Origin of the sequence: Parvibaculum sp. (assembly GCF_046297875.1) — a bacterium.
Classification (GTDB): Bacteria; Pseudomonadota; Alphaproteobacteria; order Parvibaculales; family Parvibaculaceae; genus Parvibaculum.
Genome location: NZ_JBKBHD010000001.1, coordinates 1,098,003 through 1,115,136, shown reverse-complemented (window position 1 = coordinate 1,115,136; position 17,134 = coordinate 1,098,003). Strand labels below are relative to the sequence as shown.

General features: G+C 62.7%; 15 protein-coding genes. 2 read left to right on the top strand and 13 right to left on the bottom strand.

The window, feature by feature from the left end:
• Positions 1-2: 2 nt before the first annotated feature.
• From odhB to mdh, 6 genes are all read right to left on the bottom strand, one after another.
• Positions 3-1,235, bottom strand: a complete 1,233-nt coding sequence (odhB, locus tag ACK4FH_RS05540; protein WP_409811677.1) for a 2-oxoglutarate dehydrogenase complex dihydrolipoyllysine-residue succinyltransferase — start codon at positions 1,233-1,235, stop codon at positions 3-5.
• 41 nt (positions 1,236-1,276) lie between these two features.
• Entirely contained in the window at positions 1,277-4,468 is a 3,192-nt protein-coding gene (locus ACK4FH_RS05535; protein ID WP_409811675.1) for a 2-oxoglutarate dehydrogenase E1 component, read from the bottom strand.
• A 227-nt stretch (positions 4,469-4,695) separates the two neighbouring features.
• Positions 4,696-5,571, bottom strand: a complete 876-nt coding sequence (gene sucD, locus ACK4FH_RS05530; RefSeq protein ID WP_409811673.1) for a succinate--CoA ligase subunit alpha — start codon at positions 5,569-5,571, stop codon at positions 4,696-4,698.
• Complete coding sequence (gene sucC, locus ACK4FH_RS05525) at positions 5,571-6,740, bottom strand: ADP-forming succinate--CoA ligase subunit beta (RefSeq protein WP_409811672.1); 1,170 nt, start codon at positions 6,738-6,740, stop codon at positions 5,571-5,573. The genes sucD and sucC overlap by 1 nt, the downstream gene beginning before the upstream one ends.
• 210 nt (positions 6,741-6,950) lie before the next feature.
• A complete protein-coding gene (locus ACK4FH_RS05520) occupies positions 6,951-8,027 on the bottom strand; it encodes an MBL fold metallo-hydrolase (RefSeq protein WP_409811670.1) in 1,077 nt (358 codons plus the stop codon).
• Between the two features lie 147 nt (positions 8,028-8,174).
• Positions 8,175-9,179 carry a malate dehydrogenase gene (gene mdh / locus ACK4FH_RS05515; protein WP_409811669.1) on the bottom strand — a complete coding sequence of 335 codons (1,005 nt, stop codon included), beginning with the start codon at positions 9,177-9,179 and terminating at the stop codon, positions 8,175-8,177.
• 302 nt (positions 9,180-9,481) lie between these two features.
• Here mdh and ACK4FH_RS05510 point away from each other — a divergent pair, with 302 nt between their 5' ends.
• Entirely contained in the window at positions 9,482-10,075 is a 594-nt protein-coding gene (locus tag ACK4FH_RS05510; protein WP_409811667.1) for a hypothetical protein, read from the top strand.
• 4 nt (positions 10,076-10,079) lie between these two features.
• Here the strand turns inward: ACK4FH_RS05510 and zapE are convergent, their stop codons facing one another.
• The 3 genes from zapE to ACK4FH_RS05495 all read right to left on the bottom strand — a co-directional run bounded on the left by zapE (position 10,080) and on the right by ACK4FH_RS05495 (position 13,725).
• Positions 10,080-11,201, bottom strand: coding sequence for a cell division protein ZapE (gene zapE / locus ACK4FH_RS05505; RefSeq protein ID WP_409811666.1), 1,122 nt, complete (start codon positions 11,199-11,201; stop codon positions 10,080-10,082).
• A gap of 87 nt (positions 11,202-11,288) precedes the next feature.
• Complete coding sequence (locus ACK4FH_RS05500) at positions 11,289-12,122, bottom strand: arylamine N-acetyltransferase family protein (RefSeq protein ID WP_409811664.1); 834 nt, start codon at positions 12,120-12,122, stop codon at positions 11,289-11,291.
• Positions 12,123-12,225: 103 nt separating this feature from the next.
• Positions 12,226-13,725 carry a CoA-acylating methylmalonate-semialdehyde dehydrogenase gene (locus ACK4FH_RS05495; RefSeq protein ID WP_409811662.1) on the bottom strand — a complete coding sequence of 500 codons (1,500 nt, stop codon included), beginning with the start codon at positions 13,723-13,725 and terminating at the stop codon, positions 12,226-12,228.
• Positions 13,726-14,068: 343 nt separating this feature from the next.
• Here ACK4FH_RS05495 and ACK4FH_RS05490 point away from each other — a divergent pair, with 343 nt between their 5' ends.
• Positions 14,069-14,392, top strand: a complete 324-nt coding sequence (locus ACK4FH_RS05490) for a hypothetical protein (protein WP_409811660.1) — start codon at positions 14,069-14,071, stop codon at positions 14,390-14,392.
• A gap of 65 nt (positions 14,393-14,457) precedes the next feature.
• Here the strand turns inward: ACK4FH_RS05490 and arsB are convergent, their stop codons facing one another.
• The 4 genes from arsB to ACK4FH_RS05470 are packed head-to-tail and all read right to left on the bottom strand — an operon-like array spanning position 14,458 to position 16,903.
• Entirely contained in the window at positions 14,458-15,531 is a 1,074-nt protein-coding gene (gene arsB / locus ACK4FH_RS05485) for an ACR3 family arsenite efflux transporter (protein ID WP_409811657.1), read from the bottom strand.
• Entirely contained in the window at positions 15,532-16,044 is a 513-nt protein-coding gene (locus tag ACK4FH_RS05480; RefSeq protein ID WP_409811655.1) for an arsenate reductase ArsC, read from the bottom strand. It abuts the gene before it with no gap.
• Positions 16,045-16,067: 23 nt separating this feature from the next.
• Positions 16,068-16,547, bottom strand: a complete 480-nt coding sequence (locus ACK4FH_RS05475) for a VOC family protein (protein WP_409811653.1) — start codon at positions 16,545-16,547, stop codon at positions 16,068-16,070.
• Positions 16,544-16,903 (bottom strand): ArsR/SmtB family transcription factor, encoded by a 360-nt coding sequence (locus tag ACK4FH_RS05470; protein WP_409811652.1) that lies wholly within the window; start codon positions 16,901-16,903, stop codon positions 16,544-16,546. Before ACK4FH_RS05470 ends, ACK4FH_RS05475 begins: the two co-directional genes overlap by 4 nt.
• Positions 16,904-17,134 lie beyond the last annotated feature (231 nt).

Sequence of the window (17,134 nt, the reverse complement as noted above, 5' to 3'; positions counted from 1 at the left end):
CCTCAGAGGTCGAGCAGCAGGCGCTGCGGGTCTTCCAGCACTTCCTTCACGCGCACCAGGAAGGTCACGGCTTCCTTGCCGTCCACGATCCGGTGATCGTAGGAAAGCGCCAGATACATCATCGGGCGGATCTCGATCTTGCCGCCGATGACCATCGGCCGTTCCTGAATCTTGTGCATGCCGAGAATGCCGGACTGCGGCGCATTCAGGATCGGCGTCGACATCAGCGAGCCATAGACGCCGCCATTGGAAATCGTGAAGGTGCCGCCCTGCAGCTCCTCGAGCTTCAACGCGCCGTCGCGTGCGCGGCGGCCGAAATCGTTGATCGTCTTCTCGATGCCGGCAAGCGAGAGGTCCTGCGCATCGCGCAGAACCGGCACGACAAGACCGCGATCCGTGCCGACGGCCACGCCGATATTGTAGTAATTCTTGTAGACGAGCTCGTCGCCATCGATCTCGGCATTGACCGCCGGGATTTCCTGCAGCGCATGGATGCAGGCCTTGACGAAGAAGCCCATGAAGCCGACGCGCACGCCATGCTTCTTCTCGAAGAGATCCTTGTACTGGTTGCGCAGCGCCATGACATTCGTCATGTCCACCTCGTTGAAGGTGGTGAGCATGGCCGCCGTGTTCTGCGCTTCCTTGAGGCGCGTCGCGATGGTCTTGCGGAGCCGCGTCATCTTCACGCGCTCCTCGCCGGCCGAGCGGTCGGCGGGCGCAGGCGCCTTGACCTGAACGGGGGCTGCAGGCGCCGAGGACCTGGAGGCGGCGGCTTCTTCCGCATCCGCCTTCGTCACGCGGCCGCCCTTGCCAGTACCCTCGATCTTCGAGACGTCGAGATCGTTCTCGGCTGCAACGCGGCGCACGGCAGGCGAGGCTTCCGCATCGGCGGGCTTCGACGGGGCAGCAGCCTCAAACTTTTTTTGTTCGGGCTTTGCCTCGGCCTTCGCTTCCGCCTTTTTCGGCTCTTCCTTTTTCGGTGCGGGCGCTGCGCCCTTGCCCTCGCCGATCTGGCCGAGCAGCGCGCCAACTTCCACCGTCTCGCCGTCCTTCGCAATGATTTCCGAAAGAACACCGGCAGACGGCGCCGGCACTTCCACCGTCACCTTGTCGGTTTCAAGTTCGACAAGTGGCTCATCTGCCGCGACGGCATCGCCCGGCTTCTTGAACCACTTGGCGACAGTGGCCTCGGTTACCGACTCGCCAAGCGTGGGCACACGAATTTCCGTCGCCATCTGGTCTGCTGCCTTTCCGGTCGTCTGTATCCCGCCGCCGCTCAATCGACCTTGAGCGCTTCGGAGAGAAACTGGTTGAGTTCCTGATTATGCTTGCTCATGAGGCCCGTGGCCGTCGCCGCGGAAGCCGGACGCCCCGCATAGGTCGCACGGCGGTAACGCGAGCCGATATGATCGAGCACCCATTCGATGTTCGGTTCCATGAAGTTCCAGGCACCCATGTTCTTGGGCTCTTCCTGGCACCACACGAATTCCGCATTCGGGAAGCGCGCGAGCTCCGTCATCAGCGACTTCGCCGGGAACGGATAGAGCTGTTCCACGCGCATGAGGTAAATGTCGTTGATGCCGCGCTTCTCGCGTTCCTCATAGAGATCGTAATAGACCTTGCCCGAGCAGAGCACGACGCGCTTGATCTCCTTGTCGGCGACAAGCTTGATCTGCTGACCGGGCAGCTGCTCGGCATCGTCCCACAACACGCGATGGAAGGACGAGCCCGGACCGAATTCCGACAGGTTCGACACGCAGCGCTTATGGCGCAGCAGCGATTTCGGCGTCATCAGGATCAGCGGCTTGCGGAACTTGCGGTGCATCTGCCGCCGCAGGATGTGGAAATAATTCATCGGCGTCGTGCAGTTGGCGACCTGCATGTTGTCTTCGGCGCACATCTGCAGATAGCGCTCGAGACGCGCTGAGGAATGCTCCGGCCCCTGGCCTTCATAGCCATGCGGCAGCAGCATCACGAGGCCCGACATGCGCAGCCACTTGCGCTCGCCCGACGAGATGAACTGGTCGATCACGACCTGCGCGCCGTTCGCAAAATCGCCGAACTGCGCTTCCCAGAGCACCAGCGCATTGGGCTCGGCCAGGCTGTAGCCATATTCGAAGCCGAGCACGGCGGCTTCCGAAAGCATCGAGTTGATGACTTCGTATTCGGCCTGGTTTTCCGAGATATTGTTGAAGGGAACGTATTTGTCTTCCGTCTTCTGGTCGTTCAGCACCGAGTGCCGCTGCACGAATGTGCCGCGCTCGGAATCCTGCCCCGAGAGACGCACCTTGATACCCTCATCGAGCAGCGAGCCGAAGGCCAGCGCCTCCGCCGTCGACCAGTCGATGCCCTCGCCGCTCTCGATCGCCTTGCGCCGGTTCTCGATGAAGCGCATCACCGTCTTGTGAACGCTCACACCCTCCGGCACTTCGGTGATCCTGCGGCCGATTTCCTTGAGCCTCGAAATCTCGACTGCCGTCTCGCCGCGCCTTGCCTCGCCCTCGGCCTTGCCGAGGCCGGACCAGCGCCCGTCGAGCCAGTCCGCCTTGTTCGGGCGGAAAGTCGCGACGGCTTCGAAATCCCCTTCAAGTTGCGCACGGAAGCCGGCAATCCGCTCATCGACTTCCTCGGCGCTCATCAGGCCTTCATCGACGAGCCGCTTCGAATAGATCTGCAGCGTCGTGGGATGGTCCTTGATCTTCTCGTACATGAGCGGCTGCGTCATGCTCGGATCGTCGCCTTCGTTGTGGCCGAAGCGGCGATAGCAGAACATGTCGATGACGACAGGCCGGTTGAACCGCTGGCGGAACTCGGTCGCGATCTTCGCTGCATGGACGACCGCTTCCGGGTCGTCGCCATTCACATGGAAGATCGGCGCCTGCACCATCTTCGCCACGTCCGAGGGATAGGGCGAGGAACGGCTGTTGATCGGGCTCGTGGTGAAGCCGATCTGGTTATTGATGATGAAATGGATCGAGCCGCCGGTGCGATGCCCCTTGAGATCGGAGAGACCGAGGCATTCGGCAACGATGCCCTGGCCTGCAAAGGCCGCATCGCCGTGAATGAGGAGCGGGATCACGGTGCCGCGCTGGCGGTCGTGATGCTGATCCTGCTTCGCACGCGCCTTGCCGAGCACCACGGGATCGACGATCTCGAGATGCGAGGGGTTGGCGGTGAGAGACAGATGCACCTTGTTGCCATCGAACTCTCGGTCCGACGAGGCGCCGAGGTGATATTTCACGTCGCCCGACCCGTCCACGTCTTCCGGCGTGGAAGAACCGCCCTTGAACTCGTGGAAAACGGCGCGGAACGGCTTCGACATGACGTTCGTTAGCACGTTGAGGCGGCCGCGATGCGCCATGCCAAGCACGATTTCCTTCACGCCAAGCGCACCGCCGCGCTTGATGATCTGTTCGAGCGCCGGAATGATCGCTTCGGCGCCATCAAGACCGAAACGCTTGGTGCCAACATATTTGACGCTGCAGAACTTCTCGAAGCCTTCCGCCGCAATCAGCTTGTCGAGGATCGCGGAACGGCCCATGTCTGTGAAGGCGATTTCCTTGTCCGGCCCTTCGATGCGTTCCTGAATCCAGGCTTTCTCTTCCGGATCGCCGATATGCATGAACTCGACGGCGAGTGTACCGCAATAGGTACGCCGAAGAATATCGAGCATTTCGCGAACCGTAGCCGTCTCCAGACCCAGCACATTGGCGATGAAGATCGGCCGGTCGAGGTCGTCCGGGCCGAAGCCGTAACTTTCCGGCTGCAGCTCGGGGTGCTGCGATTTCGGGCGAAGCTGAAGCGGGTCGATATCGGCATCGAGATGGCCGCGAATACGATAGGCACGGATCATCATCAGGGCACGGACGGAATCGAGCGTCGCCGAGCGGATATCTTCCTGACTGGCACCGGGGCTGCGCTGTTCGATCTTCCGGCGCACTTTCGCCGTGTCGGCGCCCGTCTCGCCCCAATTGCCGTCAAGCGCGCTCACAAGCTCGCCATTCGCGGCAGGCGGCCAGTCGGCCCGCTTCCAGGAGGCGCCCTTCGCTTCCTTCAGCACGTCTTCCTTACGGTCGCCGAGGCCCTCGAAAAAGTCCCTCCAGTCCTCATCCACCGAATTGGGATCGTTCTGGAAGCGCGCATAAAGCTCTTCGACGAAGATCGCATTGGCGCCATAGAGGAAAGACGTCCGCTCGAAGCGGTCGTTCGCACCGTCATTGCTCATCGGAATTTGTCCATTGGACTTCGCAGCAGCCGGAGCCGCTTCAGGAAGCACCGCATCGTCGGAAAGGAAGTCATTGGGCGTCACCTGGCCCGAGGTTGCCTTGAAAATGGCGTCCAGGGTCTGCCATTCGGGCCGGCGCTGGCCGTTCATGCAGCGTGTGACCGTGGAAACGGACACACCCAGCTGCTCGGCAAAGGCGCTTGCCGTCAGATTGTTCGATTCAAGCCAGTCGGTGAGTTTCATGGTTAAGGAAGTTGCCACAGAGGCAACACATCGTCAATGGGATTTGCCCTGAAGGCACATGCTGGAACAGAGCCAGCATCGCCCTCAAACCCCTTGGATTTCCTTAACGATATAGGAAATCAATGACGGATTTACACCGTCCACCGGCCGATAGAGCCGATTTCACGTCAAACGGGGCTCCCGGATGACCGGAAGCCCCGCCGGAGCTTCGAGAAAGGCAGCCTGCCTCACTTCTTCAGCACTTCGACCAGCGTTGTACCGAGCGCCGAAGGCGAAGCCGCGACCGTGATGCCCGCCGAGCGCATGGCGTCCATCTTGTCGCCCGCCCCGCCCTTGCCGCCCGCGATGATCGCGCCGGCATGGCCCATGCGGCGGCCGGGGGGGGCCGTGACACCGGCGATGAAGCCGACGACCGGCTTCTTCACCTTGGACTGCTTCAGGAACTCGGCAGCGTCTTCTTCGGCCGAACCGCCGATTTCGCCGATCATGATGATCGAATGCGTGTCGGGGTCGCCGAGGAACATGTCGAGGCAGTCGATGAAATTCGTGCCGTTGACGGGGTCGCCGCCAATGCCGATGCAGGTGGACTGGCCAAGGCCCGCCGCCGTCGTCTGCGCCACCGCTTCATAGGTGAGCGTGCCCGAACGCGAGACGATGCCGACCGAACCCGGCTTGTGGATATGGCCCGGCATGATGCCGATCTTGCACTGGCCCGGCGTGATGACGCCCGGGCAGTTAGGGCCGACGAGGCGCGTCTTCGAGCCCGAAAGCGCGCGCTTCACCTTCACCATGTCGAGCACCGGAATACCCTCGGTGATGCAGACGGCAAGCTCGATGCCGGCATCGATCGCCTCGAGGATCGCGTCCGCAGCGAAGGGCGGCGGCACATAGATGGCGCTCGCCGTCGCGCCGGTCTTCTCGACTGCTTCTGCAACCGTGTCGAAGACCGGCAGATCGAGGTGCTTCGAGCCGCCCTTGCCGGGGCTCACGCCGCCAACCATCTTCGTGCCATAGGCAATCGCCTGTTCCGAATGGAACGTACCCTGATTACCCGTGAAGCCCTGGCAGATGACCTTGGTATTCTTGTCGACGAGAACGGACATTATGCGGCCTCCTTCACGGCTTTGACGATCTTCTCGGCCGCATCGGCGAGGTTGTCCGCGGAAATGATGGGCAGGCCCGATTCCGCCATGATCTTCTTTCCGAGCTCGACATTGGTGCCTTCGAGGCGAACCACCAGCGGCACGCTGAGCGAGACTTCCTTCGCGGCGGCGACGACGCCTTCCGCGATGATGTCGCAGCGCATGATGCCGCCAAAGATGTTGACGAGGATGCCTTCGACGCTCGGGTCGGACAGGATGATCTTGAAGGCCGCCGTAACCTTCTCCTTCGTCGCGCCGCCGCCCACATCGAGGAAGTTCGCAGGCTCCGAACCATAAAGCTTGATGATGTCCATCGTGGCCATCGCAAGGCCGGCACCGTTCACCATGCAGCCGATCTTGCCGTCGAGCTTGATGTAGTTGAGGTCGTATTTCGACGCTTCGACTTCCGACGGATCTTCTTCCGTCAGGTCGCGCAGTTCCACGATGTCCTTGTGACGGTAAAGCGCGTTCGAGTCGAAGTTCACTTTGGCGTCGAGGCAGACAAGCTTGCCTTCGCCCGTGACGACGAGCGGGTTGATCTCGAGCATGCTCATGTCTTCGGCGACGAAGGCCTTGTAGAGCTTCTCGATCAGCGCCACACCCTGCTTGTTCAGATCACCTTCGAGGCCGAGCGCATAGGCGACCTTGCGGCCATGAAAGCTGCTGATGCCGGATGCGGGATCGACGGAGAAGCTGAGGATCTTTTCGGGCGTCTTCGCAGCGACTTCCTCGATGTCCATGCCGCCTTCGGTGGAGGCGATGAAGGAGATGCGCGAGGTGGCGCGGTCGACGAGAACCGAGAGATAGAGTTCGCGCTCGATCGAGGAGCCTTCCTCGATATAGAGGCGATGCACTTCCTTGCCTTCGGGGCCGGTCTGATGCGTGACGAGCGTCGAGCCGATGAGGCGCTTGGCCTCCTTCTCGACATCTGCGACCGATTTCACCACCTTGACGCCGCCGGCCTTGCCGCGGCCGCCTGCATGGATCTGCGCCTTGACGACCCAGACCGGGCCGCCCAGTTCGTTGGCTTTCTGAACGGCCTCTTCGGGCGTGAACGCCGCATGTCCGCGGGGCACCGCCACGCCGTACTTCGCGAGCACGGCCTTGGCCTGGTATTCGTGAATATTCATGAAAAACCGTCCGGCTGGAGAGCGGCGCGGGAAACCGCGACGCCAAAGGAAAATTCGTCCGATAGCCCCGATAGCTAAGTCGGTTGGCTGCGAGTTATACCACCCGAGCGGGCGGGCGCAACCGGCAGATGGGATCGAAAAGCCCTTGGAAACCGGAACTTTCGCTTACAGAAAACTCAGTTGCACCAAGGCGGTAGCGGTGACGCTGCGTCACCGCAGATCGATCGTCTCGATCTTCTCCGAGCCCGCCGGAAGACGGAGATAAAGCCCGTCATAGCCGATCATCACGCCCCGCTTCCTGACATCGGAGACGCCGCGCAGAAAGACCCGCTCGGCGAGCGCGTTCGGCAGCCGCGGCACGATATGCGTATAGACGAGGAGCTTCGCGCCGGCCTCGTTCGCCACCTCCGCCGCCTGAACCGGCGTCGCGTGATAGTCCTGGATGTCATACATGACCTTGGAGCGGCGGTCGCCGCGCGCGGCCAAACCCTCGCCCAGCAGATCGACCATGTGGGCGGCGAGCGCCTCATGGATCATCACATCCGCGCCCTGACCGAACACGGTGACATTGCTGTCTTCCTTCGTGTCGCCGCTGAAGACGACCGAGCGGCCCTTGTAGTCGATCCTGAAGCCATAGGCGGGATCGACCGGTTCATGGCTGACGCGGAAGGCCGTGACCGTTACGCCCGCATCGTCAAAGACGGTGACGCCCGTGTCGCGGTCCGGCACCTCGACCGTGACGGGCCGGTAATTCGCGCCCTCGGCGGAGAAGAAATCCTCGCCATGATGGGCGATCCGGTAGCTGTCATCGAGCGAATAGGCGAGGTCTAAGCCCGCCGTCACCGTCTCGACGCCGGGAGGCCCATAGACCGCCAGCGCCTCGCTCCGGCCCGACGCCCAGCTGTTGAGCGCGATATCGGGCAGGCCGCTGATATGGTCGGAATGGAAATGGGTAATGAGGACGCCGGTGAGATTGCCGACCGGCAGGCCGAAAGCGGCAAGCCTGTCCCAGCCGCCAAGCCCGGCATCGACCACGAACACATGTTCGCCCGCATATACGATGGCGCAGGACTGGGCGCGGTCGGGATCGGGCATGGGCGAGCCCGTGCCGCAGAGCACGACATGAAGCGCCTCCGGGTCGAGCACGGCATCGTTGAAAGCCATATTGGCCGCCACCACCCGCCGCAGCATCGCGTCCTGCGCCGAGGGTGAAAACCAGACCGTGGCGAAACCTGCCGCAAGCAGAACCGGCACCGCCACCACCGCAGCCGCAATCAGACGCTTCATGGCCAACTCTCCCCTTCCGCCCAGTATTAATGCAAAACATTAAATAGGCGCTTCGCCCCTGGCAATCAAGATATATTGACACTTATGATGCCAATAAAAAAGGGCGGACCCGAAGTCCGCCCTTCCCGCATCGCCCGGAAAGCCGGATTACTTCTTCTTCGCAGGCGCCTTGCCCTTGGAAGCCGCACCCTTGGCAACCGCCGGGTCGATCTTCTTGCAGGCGTCCACAAGGCCCTTCACGGCATTGACCGAGCCCATGAACTGCTTCTTCTCGGAGGCATTGAGGTCGATCTCGACGATGCGCTCGACGCCGCCCGCACCGATCACCACCGGCACGCCGACATACATGTCCTTCACGCCATATTCGCCGTTGAGATAGGCGGCGCAGGGCAGAACGCGCTTCTGATCCTTCAGATAGGCTTCGGCCATCTGGATGCCGGACGCGGCCGGTGCATAGAAGGCGGAGCCTGTCTTCAGGAGGCCAACGATTTCCGCACCGCCATCGCGCGTGCGCTGGATGATCTTTTCGAGCTTCTCTTTCGTGGTCCAGCCCATCTTCACGAGGTCGGGAAGCGGGATGCCCGAAACCGTCGAGTAGCGCGCCAGCGGCACCATCGTGTCGCCATGACCGCCGAGAACGAAGGCCGTCACATCTTCCACCGACACGTTGAACTCTTCCGAGAGGAAGTAACGGAAGCGCGCGCTGTCGAGAACGCCCGCCATGCCGACAACCTTGTGGTGCGGCAGGCCGGAGAACTGGCGCAGCGCCCAGACCATCGCATCGAGCGGGTTGGTGATGCAGACGACAAACGCATTCGGCGCAAATTTGGCAATGCCTTCGCCAACCTGCTTCATCACCTTCAGATTGATGCCGAGCAGATCGTCGCGGCTCATGCCGGGCTTGCGCGGCACGCCCGCCGTCACGATCACGACATCGGCACCCTTGATGCCCTTGTAGTCATTCGCGCCGGACAGGCCGACATTGTAGCCCTCGACCGGCGAGGTCTGCGCGAGGTCGAGCGCCTTGCCCTGCGGCAGGCCTTCCGCGATATCGAAAATGACGACATCGCCGAGCTCCTTGAGCCCCGCGAGGAGAGCCAGCGTACCGCCGATCTGGCCGCCGCCGATAAGTGCGATTTTCTTGCGCGCCATGGTGTTGAAGCCTCCGAAATGCCTGCGCCGTGGTTAATCCGGCTGCCTAGTAGCGTGAATCCGCGCCCGCCGCAACGGAGAGCCCGCTTTAAGCCGAAGTTAATGCTTTACCGGTATTAACCACGAATTGTGTCTCGCGTTGACACAGGCGGTCGGTGAACCCCATGATTTTCCACAGTGACAGAGAGCAGTTGAGCCATATCGCAGCGGGGGCGCGAGGCGGAAGCTGTTTGTACCGGGGGCATGACATGACGAATTTGTGGGCTGTTTGCCGCGATGGCGCGCGGAAAGCGCGAAATTCCGTGCTTCTTCTGGCCGCGGGCGCCGGGCTTCTCGCCCTGCCGGGCTGCGCCGCACCCGCGATTGGCGCGCTCACCGTCGCCGAAGTGCTGACCATTGCAGGTATTTCCTCCTCCATCATGACCGGCCGCGACCTTGGCGAGCATGCGCTCTCGGCGCTGACCGGCAAGGACTGCCGCTTCCTCGAGGCCGCGCTCCGCGAAGGCCGCTCCTTCTGCGAGGACCGGGGCTCGGAAGCGACAAAGGGCGATTTCGGCGGGCTGATTGCGCTTCTCGAACGTGAAGACGGCACGAAGGCCGAAACCCAGGTCGCCGCCGCCGATCTCGATCCGCTGGTTCTCGGCTTCGCGCCGGTGAACCGCCATGCAGCACATGAATTCTCACTCGAGATCGCCCGCGCCGAAGCGCGCAACGCACCGAAAAAGGCCATCCATTTCGGCATGATGTCGGCGACCTTCGGCCAGTCCTGGGCCTATGACCTCGACATGAAGCCGGACGCCGGTGCCGAGCGGCAGATGGCCGAAGCCACGCCGGGACAGGCGCCCGTCACAAGCCTCGGATTGCGCCCTGCCCATTCGCCCTATATGGGGCTCTGAGCGCTCAGTCCGCGCTTCTGAGCGCGATGTAATCCGCACTCTGAATTTCCATCAGCCGCGACACGGTGCGCTCGAATTCGAAGGCGCCATCGCCTTTTTCATAAAGCGACGATGGCGGCGCTTCGGCCGAAAGAATGAGCTTCGTCTTCGCCTCGTAAAGCGCGTCGATCAGCGTCACGAAACGCTTGGCCTCGTTGCGCCGCTCCGCCCCCATCACCGGCACATCGCGGATGATGACCGTGTGGAAGCTCTGCGCGATCTTCAGATAGTCCGCTGCACCGAGCGGCCGCGCGCAGAGATCCGAAAAGGAAAACCGCGCGACACCATGCATCGCTTCCGGCACCTCGACGGCGCGGCCCTTGAGCGACAGCGTCATAGGCTCGCCATGCACGGCATCGGTGAGTTTCTCGAACGCATCGTCGAGCGCCGCATCCGCCGCGGAGCCGAGAGGCGTGTGATAGACTGGAAGCCCGCGGATGCGGTCGAGCCGGTAGTCGGTCGCGCTGTCGAGATGCAGCACATCCATCTTCGTCTTCACGAGATCGACGAAGGGCAGGAAGCGGTGCCGGTTGAGCCCGCCCTCATAGAGCCCGTCCGGCGCGCGGTTCGATGTCGCGACGACGACGACGCCAAGTTCGAAAAGCTGCGCGAAGAGCCGCCCGAGGATCGAGGCATCCGCAATGTCATGCACCTGGAATTCGTCGAAGCAGAGAAGCGCTGCCTCGCGCGCGACCATTTCGGCGATCGGCGGAATGGGATCGGAGCCCTTCACCGTTCCCGCCTTTTCCTTCTGCCGCCACTCGAAGATACGTTCATGCGTCTCCTGCATGAAGGCATGGAAATGGACGCGGCGCTTCGGCGCGATTGTCACCGTCTCGAAAAACAGGTCCATCAGCATCGACTTGCCGCGCCCGACCCCGCCCCAGATGTAAAGCCCTTCCGGCGGTGTGACCTTCTTGCCGAAGCCGAAGCGCGAAAAGGGCCCCGCCTTCTGGCCCGGCCGCCATTCGGCCAGCTCATCCGCCAGATGCTGCAGCCGCGCCGCGACATGCGCCTGCGCCGCGTCCTCGGCGATTTCGCCGCGGGCGATCTTCTCGCGATAGGCAGGAAGGGGACCGGAGGTCATGCTGGTTCGGCGGGCCGCAGGAAAAGGGAATGTCCCGCAAGCACATAACGCGAAACGGCCCGCCTTTCACCCGGAAACTTTCAGCGCTCAGCCCATCGCCCGCCACTGCTCGAAATAGGGCGCAAGCGCCAGCGCCTTGTCTTCCTCCGAAAGCTGGATACCGAAATATGTGTCAAGCACCTCGGCGATTTCGTCCACGCTTTCAAGTTTGCGGGTCTCTGCCTTGCCGTCGAGACCGCGGATCTTGAAATCGCGATTGAAGAGCGAGAGCCACTTGCCCTCCTGCGGCCGCCCGGCCATCAGGAACTGGACGAAGATCGAAGTCGGATGGGTCGAGGTGTACCAGTTCGCAACCTCGTAGTCGCTGCGGCGGTGCGGCTCCGGCGTGAAGCGGTAGATCGGCGTCCAGTCGCCCGCGATCCTCGCCTGCAGTTCGAACCCGTCGTCATGGGTCAGCAGCCGGCGCGGCTCATGCGGCGTTTGCTGTTCGATGCCGGTTTCGAAACGGATCGGCCCCGTCATGGTGAGCCCGCCGAAGCCGACATCGGCAATATAGGGGCCTTCGGGCAGATCGGCCCGGATCAGCATGTGCAGACGCGCCGTATCGGCCTCTTCCGGCGCCATCCAGCGCACCCGGCCGATCAGCGTGGTGACATCGAAACCGAGCGCGTCCAGCACCGCCGCGAAAAGCGCATTCACCTCGAAGCAGTAGCCGCCGCGCTTGTCTGCGATCAGCTTCTTCTGCAGCGAGGCGAGATCGAGATTGATCGGCCTTTTCGCCAGCACGTCGAGATTCTCGAAGGGGATCGAAAGGGCGTGGGCGTAGTGAATCGCTTTCAGCGTATCGAGCGTCGGCGTGCGCGGGCCGTCATAGCCGATACGGGAAAAATAGGCGTCGAGGTCGATTGCGTGTTCCGTCATTGCCGTCTCCATCGGAAGATTTGCGCTCCATATGGAAATGGCGCCTCCATAATGGAAGCGCCATTTTTGCAACAGATGCCCAACCAAATAACGGTGCGGAAATTCATTTCATGGTCGGAATGACAAAGGATGACCCTTCCGCCAGCCCGCTCGGCCAACGCGACGTCACCGTCTTGATCCGTGTCCAGAACTTCACGCCTTCGGGCCCGTGCTGGTTCGTATCGCCGAAGGCGGAACGCTTCCAGCCGCCGAAGGTGTGATAGGCGAGCGGCACCGGGATCGGCACATTGATGCCGACCATGCCGACCTGGACGCGCGAGGCGAAACTGCGCGCCGCATCGCCGTTGCGCGTGAAGATCGCGACGCCATTGCCATATTGATGCGTGGTCGGCAGCGACACGGCTTCGTCGAAATCCCTGGCGCGCATGATCTGCAGCACAGGGCCGAAGATCTCCTGCTTGTAGCTTTCCATGTCGGGCGTCACGCGGTCGAAGAGCGAGCCGCCGAGGAAGTAGCCGCCTTCATAGCCCTGCAGCTTGAAGCCGCGGCCATCGACGAGCAGCTCCGCGCCTTCCTTCACGCCCATTTCGATATAGGACTTCACCTTTTCGAGATGGGCCTTGCTGACGAGCGGACCGTAATCGCTGTCGGCGGCGGTCGAGATACCGACCTTCAATGCCTGCACGCGCGGCACGAGCTTTTCCACGAGCCGGTTCGCCGTTTCCTCGCCGACCGGCACGGCAACGGAGATCGCCATGCAGCGCTCGCCCGCCGAACCATAGCCCGCACCGATGAGATCGTTCACCACTTGGTCTATGTCGGCATCGGGCATGATGATCGCGTGGTTCTTCGCGCCGCCCATCGCCTGCACACGTTTCCCGTGCGCCGCGCCCGTCGCATAGACATATTGCGCGATGTCGGAGGAGCCGACGAAGCTCACGGCCTGAATCGCCGGATCGGTGAGGATCGCATCGACCGCCTCCTTGTCGCCATTGACGACATTGAGAACGCCCGCCGGCGCGCCTGCTTCTATGAAGAGTTCGGCAAGGCGGAGCGGCACGGAGGGGTCTTTCTCCGACGGTTTCACGATGAAGGTGTTGCCGCAGGCAACCGAGACGCCGAACATCCACATCGGGATCATGGCCGGGAAATTGAACGGCGTGATGCCGGCGCAGACGCCGAGCGCCTGGCGCATCGAATACATGTCGATGCCGGGGCCGGCGCCTTCCGTGAACTCACCCTTCATCAGATGTGGGATGCCGCAGGCGAACTCGATCACCTCGAGGCCGCGCTGGATGTCGCCCTTCGAATCCGCGATCACCTTACCGTGTTCGGCGGAGAGCATATGGGCAAGCTCGTCCATATTGGCTTCGAGGAGGCGCTTGAACTCGAACATGACGCGGGCGCGGCGCTGCGGATTGGTGGCCGCCCAGTCGGGAAAGGCTTTCGCCGCCACTTCGACCGCGGCGCGAAGCTCCGCCGCGCTCGCAAGCGGCGTGCGCGCCGTGACCTCGCCCGTATTCGGGTTCGTCACATCGAGAAAACGGCCGCTTTTGCCGGGCACATGGGCGCCACCGATGAAATGCGTGAGATCCTTGGCCATAGCCCTTGCCCGCGAACCGCTTGCGCCGCCGCGTCTCCCTTTGAATGAAAAAGCCGTGCCTGTTTAGCCCGCCGCCCGCGCGAACGGCAAGGCCTGCTCGGGCCTTCGGCCCGTTCGCGCGTATGTTCCGCCTACGTTCCGGCCGTGCCCCAGCGTCAACAATCTGAAAAGATTTCCGATAACGAGCCTTTCACTGTGGCATTTTGCGCCAAATCATCCGTAACATTGCGGCTGGGCGCCTGTTAATCCGTGGGAGAGCAACAAGCGGGGGGCCTGATAGGCCGCGGGGGAACCTGCGGCCGGGGTGAAACACTGGGCGAAATGACGCCAAGAGGAACAGATCATGTCCAACTTCATGAAGACCGCCATCGCCATCATCGTCATCGCCGTGGTGGCCGTGATTGCCTGGCAGCAGTTCGGCGGCAACGACACGACCGTCGGCGATGCCGTCGATCAGGCCGGTGAGGCCGCAACCGATGCGATGGACGCGGTGGGCGACGCTGCAAGCGACGCCATGGGGGCAACCGAAGAAGCCATTGACGATGCGTTCGGCGCGACGGAAGAAGCCGCCGAAGACACGGAAGCGGCTGCCGCCGACGCGGCGGAAGAGGCCGAAGCCGCCGCTGAAGACGCTGCGGAAGAAGTGGAAGAGGAAGTGGCGCAGTAATCCGCTTTACTTCCAGATCGTCACGATCCGGCCCGCGCCTCACGGCGCGGGCCTTTTCATTTGTCTCAGTCGGCGGATTGCTGCGCCATCTCCCGCTTGAACCACCGGGTGCGAAGCCAGAGCGCGACGCTGACCAGCGCGACCAGTACCGGCACCTCGACCAGCGGCCCGATCACGGTTGCGAAGGCAACCGGCGAAGCAATGCCGAAGGCGGCGATGGCGACCGCAATCGCCAGCTCGAAATTGTTGCTCGCCGCCGTGAAGGAGAGCGACACGGTGCGCTGATAGTCGGCGCCGAGAAGCCTGCTCATCGCGAAGCTCACCATGAACATGATGAAGAAGTAGAGCGCCAGCGGCACCGCGATCCGCACCGCATCGAAGGGGAGCGCCAGCACCGCCTCGCCCTTGAGCGCGAACATCACGAAGATCGTGAACAAGAGGGCGGCGAGCGTCAGCGGCGCGATGCGCGGCACGAAACCATTGTCATAGGCGTTCGCGCCGATGCGCGGGCGGAGCCAGCGCCGCGTGAGATACCCCGCCGCGAAGGGCACGCCGAGATAGAGGAAGACCGCGCCTGCAATGGTCCAGAAGCCGACATTGAGCACCTGCCCCTCGACACCGAAAAGGGGCGGCAGCACGGAGAGGAAGAACCACGCATAGACGCTGAAGAAGATGAGCTGGAACAGGCTGTTGAAGGCGACGAGTGCCGCGACATATTCGTTGCTGCCGCGCGCAAGCTGGTTCCAGACGATCACCATGGCGATGCAGCGCGCAAGGCCGATGAGAATGAGGCCCGTCATATAGGCCGGTTCGTCGCGCAGGAAGATGACGGCGAGCGCGAACATGAGCACCGGCCCGATCAGCCAGTTCTGCACCAGCGAAAGCGCCAGCACCTTGCGGTCCTCGAAGATGCGCGGCAATTCCTCATAGCGGACCCGCGCGAGCGGCGGATACATCATCAGCAAGAGGCCCGCCGCAATCAGCAGATTGGTGCTGCCGATCGAGAGACTGTCGAGAAGCGCCGGTACGCCATCGACGAAGCTGCCGAGAACCGTGCCGAGCGCCATTGCCGCGAGCAGCCAGAGCGTCAGCCAGCGGTCGAGGAAACCGAGACGGTTGGGCCTTTCTTTTGCGGACATTCAGCTTGCCTTTTCAGAGGTTTCGCCAAGCGCGCGCAGCCGCGCCTTGAGGTTTTCATCGTCAAGAGTGTCGAAAGGAAGCGCAGCAAAGGCGTCGATGCGCGCGCGGATTTCGCGGAAGACATCCTCGAACACGGCGCGGATTTCGTCATCCGTTCCTTCGGCCGCCGCCGGATCGCGATAGGGCCAATGCGCCGTCGAGGGATGCCCCGGCCAGATCGGGCAGACCTCGCCGGCGGCATTGTCGCAGACGGTGATGATGATATCCATTTGCGGCGCACCGGGCGCCGCAAACTCATCCCAGGATTTCGAGCGGTAGCCCTCCGCCGGAATGCCGGCCGCCTTGAGCGTGGCGATCGCAAAGGGGTTCACCCTGCCTGCCGGCTGGCTGCCCGCGCTGAAGGCGCGGAAGCGCCCGCCGGGCAGCGCATTCAGATAGGCCTCGGACAGGACGCTGCGCGCCGAATTGCCCGTGCAGAGAAACAGCACGTTGCGGATCTTGTCGCCGCTCATAGGCTTTGCTCCGTAGGTTTGGATCAGCAGCAGGCGGAAACGGGCTTCGGCGCTTCCACTTTGGGCGCCGAGCAGCCGCAGGCCGAGGCGTCTTCCGCATCGAGATCGAGCTTCTGAAGTTCCGGCCCCGAGCCGAATTCTTCCATCTGGTGCATGGTGTAGAAGGCTTCCCAGCGCACGCCGTCGGGATCGGCCGTCCAGCTCTTTTCCGACTTGTGATAGCAGCAGGTGGTGACGCCTTCCGGCAGATAGGGCGCTTCGGCCTGTTTCAACCGGTCGAAGATCGGCGCGAGTTCTTCCTGCTCGTCGACCTGGATACCGGCGTGCGAGAAGCCGACTTCGCCCGAGAGCGATTCCACGACGAAATTGACGCGCGGGTCTTCCAGCATCCATTTCGCATAGCCGGGGCGGCGGACGGAGGGTTCCGCGCCGAACAGCGTCGAATAGAACAGGACCGACTTTTCGAGATCCTTCGTGCCGAAACTCACATGCAGACGCTTCATGATGCGAACTCCTTTTCACGGGTTGGGGCGGCGCCCGGCGCGCAGGGGGACAAGGTCCCGCAGGCGCCCTGGCAGCAATCGTCGAGCAGATAGGCAGTGAGGCCGAGCATGGCCGAAAGGTCCGCCTTGTAGATGAGGGAACGGCCCTCGCGGCGCTGAACGATCAGCCCCGCATGGGTGAGCTCCTTCAGGTGAAAGGACAGCGTGGCAGGCGCGACGCCGAGTGCCTCGGCAATCTCGCCGGCGGCCAGCCCCCCTTCCGCCTCGATGGGCGAATGGGCGCGGACAAGCGCGCGATAGATCGCAAGCCGCGTTTCCTGCGCAAGCGCCGAAAGGGAGGTGATGGCTTTTTCCATTTCCATATTTTAATAATTATCAAAATATACTATTCCGTCAAGAGGAACGGCCCCGGCGCGACGGAATTTTTTGTCCTCTCCGTTTTATGGATCAGGCGGTGGCGATCCCCCCTCTGGCCCCGCCTTGACGGCCCCTCATGCGCCCGCCCCTCCCCGGGAAGGCGCTCCGGCCCGCGCCGCCCTCCTCCCCCTTGGGCGGCGCGGGCCGAAACTTTTGCGGCGGGCCGCGCT